This window comes from Hyella patelloides LEGE 07179 (assembly GCF_900659865.1).
In the GTDB taxonomy this organism is placed as follows: domain Bacteria; phylum Cyanobacteriota; class Cyanobacteriia; order Cyanobacteriales; family Xenococcaceae; genus Hyella; species Hyella patelloides.
Genome location: NZ_LR214384.1, coordinates 1 through 5732 on the forward strand (window position 1 = coordinate 1; position 5732 = coordinate 5732).

Genomic DNA, 5732 nt, shown 5'->3' on the forward strand with positions numbered 1-5732 from the left:
TCGGTAGGAATTTAACCTACATGAATCAAGAGTTATTATATTTTCCAGGTTCTGAAAATATCCTCAGCGTTCCTCCAAATATGTTACTACTTGTAGTTAGACTGAAACGAGTCGCACATTGGGACGAGACTCATAGCTGGGGGTCAGATGATGACGAAGCTTCTGACGACTACTGGCATTTTCTCGGACAATACGAATAGTTCTTTTGTTTGAAAGCGAGATCGCCTCGTAGCCTGGCACTGCTAATTTAAATTTTCGCTCAAATCATTCATAGTTAGAGCTATTGCTGAGTATTGCCCCTTCAGGATGGTCTGTATTCCCTCAATTACTGGGAATTCGTGCGATAGATTCGGTTTTTAGCTCACTTTCACCTATGAGAACTCTGGTTTCCGAGCCAATTCTTACTCTATCAGGCTCAATTTCCCGTGGCATTTCCACTCCAGATAGCCAATCTCCTGCATTGGGCTGGCAAAACAGAATTGTGCCTTTTCCTCCCCAAAAATGAACCTTTTGCTCTGGGCTAAATTTTGGAGTAGTCGAAACTGTCTTCATTTCTTTTTTTGACCTTTTTCCTCTACAATCATTTCTCTCAAGAAGAGCGAACAAACGTTCTTGATTGACTAAATATTCATTAAAAAAAGGTCACATTTTAGGAATTTTTCCTCCAGAATTTTTACATCTGAAGCGGGCTTCTCTGTTCCACTTTGCTTGATGGTTATTTCTTTAGCTGTTTTGGAGTACCAGCAAGCCCCAAGTATCCACCGTTAAGGGAGCTGGCAACTCTGAATGATTCATTGACCTCCCCTCCTCATGGAATCTCTTAGTTACTGCCTGTTTTACTCTCTTTAATAAAATTACTACAAGGTTATTCTGTCTTTTCAACTTTTGGCGACACCACCTTATTGGGCATATTTATCACTGAAGAATCGTAAGCTTAATCAAATAAATCAATGTACTATCTATGGGATGAGTACGATGACAAAGCATCAAAAATTTCAGTCTCCAGAAACGAATTCTTCATTTAAAAGATTAAGATTAAACGTCAAATTATCTCAAGAAAAGTTAGCTAGGGAGATAGAAGTGGCGGTTTCTACTGTTCGGCGTTGGGAAAAAGGGAAAGCTGAGCCGACAATGACAATTGCTCAATGGAAAAAATTTTGTCGAACGGTCAAGAAAGATTTTGACGATTTACCCCATTTCTTTAATAGTTAGGAGTCGCGCGAACTAACATTCAAAGCTAAAAAGTGATAATACCGTTTCTCAAAAGTAATAAGAGACTTAGTTCAAGCAAGGAGTCTATCACGGATACCGCTTCGCATATCAGGAGTCAGGAGTCAGGAGGTATGTCTAGCAAGAGTTATAGTATTTTTTACTAATAAGAAATAATGTACTATCTATTTTGCTAGTGAAGAAGAATTGGTATTAGTCTATTCCGAGGTTTATAGGCAGAGAAAACTTTCACTTGATCATTAGTGATAATATCTGATCACCCAGGTCAGATATTATCCATAAATCCTCCTCAAAGAGCGATCGCTTTTTCGGTTGGCACTTCACGATCTCAGCAAAGCTGAGGCATAGTGAGATCGCTGCTTCTAATTTTTATTCCGCTTCATCACTCCCTTGAGATATTCCAAGCTGTATCCGCGACTTACCGCCGACTCCCACTTCTCCCAATTTCCCGACAATAACACCCATTGTTCATTGTCTCTAATTTCTTGACCCGAACAATAGCCCAATTCTCTGGCTAGGTCATACCACAGTCTAAATACTGAAGCAGTGTCTATTCCTTCTGGGTTATTTTCTGCTAGAGAATTTGAACTCGCCCATCCTCCTTTGAGTGCAGTCGTAAAATATCCTGCCATGTTGGGTATGTGCTTTTCTCTTTTCCTCATTTTTAACAGAGCGATCGCATTCTTCACTTGTTCTTCTTCATACATCTTCACCAGGTTGATTAGAGTCTTGTTTACTGGTACTCCTAAACTATCTAATTCTTCAATCAGCGATTTCCATTTAGGATTCACCACTTTAGCTTTTTTAACTTCATTTATACTACACGCGCCGAGATTTTTTTCTTGGACACACTTTTGCTCAACATTGTCTAATTGCGGTTGATTTTCGCTTTTTTGACCATTTAACTCCCGTTTCTGGTGTATTTCTTTCTTGGTTTGATTTTCTTCTTCTAAAACAGTTTTTAATTGAGCAGCAGCAAAGGAATTGGAAATAGCAGAGGTAGATTTTAACTTTTCTGACTCCTTTGCCTTTGCTGTTTTTTTCTGAGTAGTATTCTTTGTTTCTATATTTGAGAGCTTAGAATCCCTCACCTCGATCTGTGGAGAATTCACATCTCGATCTGTGCTAGACCACAAATCGGAGTTAGATATGGTTTCAGGCGATTTGGGTTTCAGGATTTCTCTTAGACGCTCGTAATCCAAACTGTAATAATTTGTTTGATTCCACTCTTGAGATTTGTATCGGATCACCTTGACTATCTCTAGTTGACGCAGCAAGTTCATTGATTTCCTGAATTGCCAGATACTCAGCCATTGAAATTGTTCTCTTACCCATTTCTCAAACGTGTTATACACATACTTCACTCCCTCGATAATAGTCCCCACACCCTCTTTTTGCATCCAGTAGTGAAGCTGTTGCACTATGACTGCGGAATTAATATCTCCCAAGGCTGAAGCTATTTCCATGTCAAATGCGCGAGTGTTGCCTGGAGATATCGCTAAAATATTGTTCATTCTCCTTCTCCTGCAATCTCTCTATCAGAGGCTATTCCAATAATGCTGGAGAAGAGAGTGAAACTCTTGTGGAAGCTCATGCTGCACCTCCTCTTCTTCGTCTTACTCTAGAGCGAGCAGGTACTATTTCAATTCTTCCCGACACAAATGTTTCTTGTCCCGACTCCAAATCCCTAATGCCTTGGATGACTGCTTTTTCTAAAAATGCCATCGCTTCTGTTATCGAATATTCCCCCTCTCTATTTTTGTACACTGTGACAATCGGTGATTCCCAAGACTCGATTTCTTGCTCTTGGGTGATTTTGACTAATAATACTGGTATACTATTTCTCATGAAGTGCTATCCTACTTGCATACTACAAAATGGCTCATTGATTTTTTCTTCAAAAATGGCAAACCTTCTAGGAGTCGCCCATCACTCTTAATATGGCGAAATCCAATAAATCCACATCATCTTCGCTATAGACGTTGACCATCCTGGTTGTACCGCCGACAAACTGCTCTCTCTGCACTGGCTTCCTGCCGTGTTTGTCAAAGTACAGCAAGCTTGCTTGTTTTCCGATTTGCTGTAATTGCTTGTTATTTGGACGATATCCTAATGCGATCGCTCTGTCTGAGACAGGATATTCCAATCTTTGGTTTGGCTCTGGTTTACTTGAAGTTAGAGATGGCTGAAGTTTTTCCGCTAATAAGATATTGCGTACTTGGTCTTTGAGCAGTATTTTTGTTCTGTCATCACACCCTCCCAATTCCACAAATAAATCCATCCCCAGTCTGATAGTTTCTAATTCTTCTCTGGCTGTGGGTAAAGCAGGGATAGAGGGTGATTTTTCAGCTAAAGAATAACTACCCGTTTTTCTGATGGAAGGTAATACTTCATGGAATATCCAACGTTGAAACCTTTTGGCTACATCCTTACGAGACTTGAAAATTAAACGATACAATCCAGGCTCAGTCAATGTTAGCAGTGATTGTTCTCCACCAAGGGTATCGATAGTAACTACACCCTTTTCTTCTTCATCAAATTTAGCTAACGTATCGGAAACATTCTTGATTCCTAGTATTTTGCACAGGTCTACCGCTACCCATTCTGGCTTCTCGGCTGTTCCCACAAATCTTACTTGCTGACTTTCAAACTCAAAAATTGATAGATTAGACATTGGCTGATTCTTTTTCTAGAGAGATTCAGTTTCAAGATGCGATCGCTATTCTCTTGGTCGGGATGAAGCGGTCGCTTTGGCTACTCAAACAATTGAATGATATATCTTCAGGCAATCTTCTTTAGCTCAGTGCGTTTAAAATTGGCTGAACATATAAAGTAGCTAAGATTCCAGCACTCACAGCAAACACTGCGCCAAATAACCAATTTAGTTTGGCATCTAGGCGATCAAAACGATCGTCTAATTTAGTTTCCAGATGGTCAACTTTATTCTCAATTACCGCTAGCCTCTCCGAATTTTTAATCAGGGTTTCTAGTATCTTCCCTTCATAAACTTCTCTATTAGTTGTCATATCATTACTCCAGCTTGAATAAAATCCAATTCTTCAGGGGTCAGAGAAAAACCAATTAGGTCTTTTGGTTCTATTACTGGTGAATCTTTCCGTCTTAAACAATTCAGGCATAGCAAAAGCTGGTTGAGTCTTTCTTCTGTCAATCTAGGCATTTTGGTACTTCGTAAGTTAGAAATCGCATTTTTACTAACATTCATTTTTTGGGCTAAATCGCCTGCGTTAATTTTGTGAGTTTCCATCACATCAATTAGATTCCATCTAATCAAAGTCTTGACCATATTTTATAAACCTCACTTCTAATCTTATCTTTCCAAGTATAACCTATTTTTTACAATTTAGACCTTTACTTTACAAGTCAAACGTGTAATAATAAACTTATTAACAAGCAATCAAGCCAGCGCAAAACGGGATGAAAAAATAAGAACGGTTGGCTTGTAGAACCAAACACAGAACCTTGACAACTAAATACTGATTCCTTTTCAACTTCAAGAGTGCATGAATCATTGAGAGTCAGTCTCCACGAAGCAATCTTTCTTTCTAGTCTCTTTGACTGACTACAAACAAATAAAAAGGAGAGCAAGCTTCTTACCTTTGCTCTCCTCACAAATAAATTCTTAATTCTAATCATGACACAAAGTACAGTAAAAACAACGCAAGTACCGACTAATTGTTCTAATTGTCCTCAATTTCACGATTATCAAGAAAAAGAAAACCGAAGTCGAGGTTGGTGTGAACAATTTAATTGTGTTTCTTTCTCTCATCATCCTTTTACACAAGATTGTCGGCTAAACATCCCAAACGAAGAAGACCTTCTCCGCTCCGAACACGAAGTAGGAAGCCTAGTTAAGCTCATCGACTCAACTTTAGACCATAGCCAATGGTCAACTTTCATCGTCGTTGGAAAGCGTTACAATCCAAATCGATATCAAAACACCAAAACCTTTCTCAATCAGACTGATTGGTACTATCGACTAGCCACTACAGAGCAAGCCCTCCTCAGCCAAATATGGGTAGCTGAAAACGAAATTTGCCACTACGACCAAGCTGACATCATTAACCCAATCGGCGAATTCTAATCTCTCTCACAAAAAGTCCTTGGTGAATCGACTTCCAAGGACTATCAATTAATTGAATGACATCCACCTTATTATCAAGCACCCATAGTGACAAAAATGGAACTCAACATAAATCAGATAAGTCCCTCTCCCTGCACTCGTCAGATTTCTCTTGGGGACAAAGTGCGAGTTATTGACTTCGCCGAAACCCCCTCTGAATGTGCCGTTTTTCAAATTGCATCCATCGAAAATAACCGCCTGGCATTAACTACCTTAGACAAACAAACAACCTACGAACCTTTTTGGGTTAAACGCCAAGATGTTCGGCTTGTCGATTCTGACCATATTTAACGCGCACAGCTTTACCCCATGAATCCAGAAATCAAAATTAAAGTCAATAGTCTGGGAGCTTATCTAGACA

The 5732-nt window shown here is 39.4% G+C and carries 11 protein-coding genes; 5 read left to right on the forward strand and 6 right to left on the reverse strand.

Features of this window, described 5'->3' with window-relative positions:
• Positions 1–200, forward strand: a 200-nt coding sequence (locus H1P_RS34885; protein ID WP_222427405.1) for a hypothetical protein, incomplete at its 5' end; no start/stop codon positions are given.
• Positions 201–321: 121 nt separating this feature from the next.
• On the opposite strand, the gene H1P_RS34890 is transcribed toward H1P_RS34885, so the two are convergent.
• Positions 322–552, reverse strand: a complete 231-nt coding sequence (locus tag H1P_RS34890; RefSeq protein ID WP_144876302.1) for a hypothetical protein — start codon at positions 550–552, stop codon at positions 322–324.
• 423 nt (positions 553–975) lie between these two features.
• Here H1P_RS34890 and H1P_RS34895 point away from each other — a divergent pair, with 423 nt between their 5' ends.
• Entirely contained in the window at positions 976–1212 is a 237-nt protein-coding gene (locus H1P_RS34895; protein WP_144876304.1) for a helix-turn-helix transcriptional regulator, read from the forward strand.
• 380 nt (positions 1213–1592) lie between these two features.
• Here the strand turns inward: H1P_RS34895 and H1P_RS34900 are convergent, their stop codons facing one another.
• The 3 genes from H1P_RS34900 to H1P_RS34910 all read right to left on the reverse strand — a co-directional run bounded on the left by H1P_RS34900 (position 1593) and on the right by H1P_RS34910 (position 3904).
• On the reverse strand, positions 1593–2744 hold the full coding sequence (locus H1P_RS34900; RefSeq protein ID WP_144876306.1) for a hypothetical protein: 1152 nt from the start codon (positions 2742–2744) through the stop codon (positions 1593–1595).
• A 76-nt stretch (positions 2745–2820) separates the two neighbouring features.
• Positions 2821–3078, reverse strand: a complete 258-nt coding sequence (locus tag H1P_RS34905; RefSeq protein WP_144876308.1) for a hypothetical protein — start codon at positions 3076–3078, stop codon at positions 2821–2823.
• Between the two features lie 67 nt (positions 3079–3145).
• Entirely contained in the window at positions 3146–3904 is a 759-nt protein-coding gene (locus H1P_RS34910) for a BRO-N domain-containing protein (protein ID WP_144876310.1), read from the reverse strand.
• On the opposite strand from H1P_RS34910, the gene H1P_RS39170 reads away from it, so the two are divergent.
• The gene (locus H1P_RS39170; RefSeq protein WP_281291295.1) at positions 3904–4029 is read left to right on the forward strand and encodes a hypothetical protein; all 126 of its coding nucleotides are present in this window, start codon (positions 3904–3906) and stop codon (positions 4027–4029) included. The two genes, H1P_RS34910 and H1P_RS39170, sit on opposite strands and share 1 nt — an antisense overlap.
• Here the strand turns inward: H1P_RS39170 and H1P_RS34915 are convergent.
• Together H1P_RS34915 and H1P_RS34920 are read right to left on the reverse strand one after the other, a co-directional pair.
• Positions 4026–4256, reverse strand: coding sequence for a hypothetical protein (locus H1P_RS34915; RefSeq protein WP_144876312.1), 231 nt, complete (start codon positions 4254–4256; stop codon positions 4026–4028). The genes H1P_RS39170 and H1P_RS34915 overlap by 4 nt on opposite strands.
• Positions 4253–4534: a helix-turn-helix domain-containing protein gene (locus tag H1P_RS34920; protein WP_144876314.1), complete on the reverse strand. Its 282-nt coding sequence runs from the start codon at positions 4532–4534 to the stop codon at positions 4253–4255. Before H1P_RS34920 ends, H1P_RS34915 begins: the two co-directional genes overlap by 4 nt.
• A 348-nt stretch (positions 4535–4882) precedes the next feature.
• On the opposite strand from H1P_RS34920, the gene H1P_RS34925 reads away from it, so the two are divergent.
• Positions 4883–5332 (forward strand): hypothetical protein, encoded by a 450-nt coding sequence (locus tag H1P_RS34925; protein WP_144876316.1) that lies wholly within the window; start codon positions 4883–4885, stop codon positions 5330–5332.
• Positions 5333–5428: 96 nt separating this feature from the next.
• Positions 5429–5662, forward strand: coding sequence for a hypothetical protein (locus H1P_RS34930; protein ID WP_144876318.1), 234 nt, complete (start codon positions 5429–5431; stop codon positions 5660–5662).
• Positions 5663–5732: the final 70 nt, after the last annotated feature.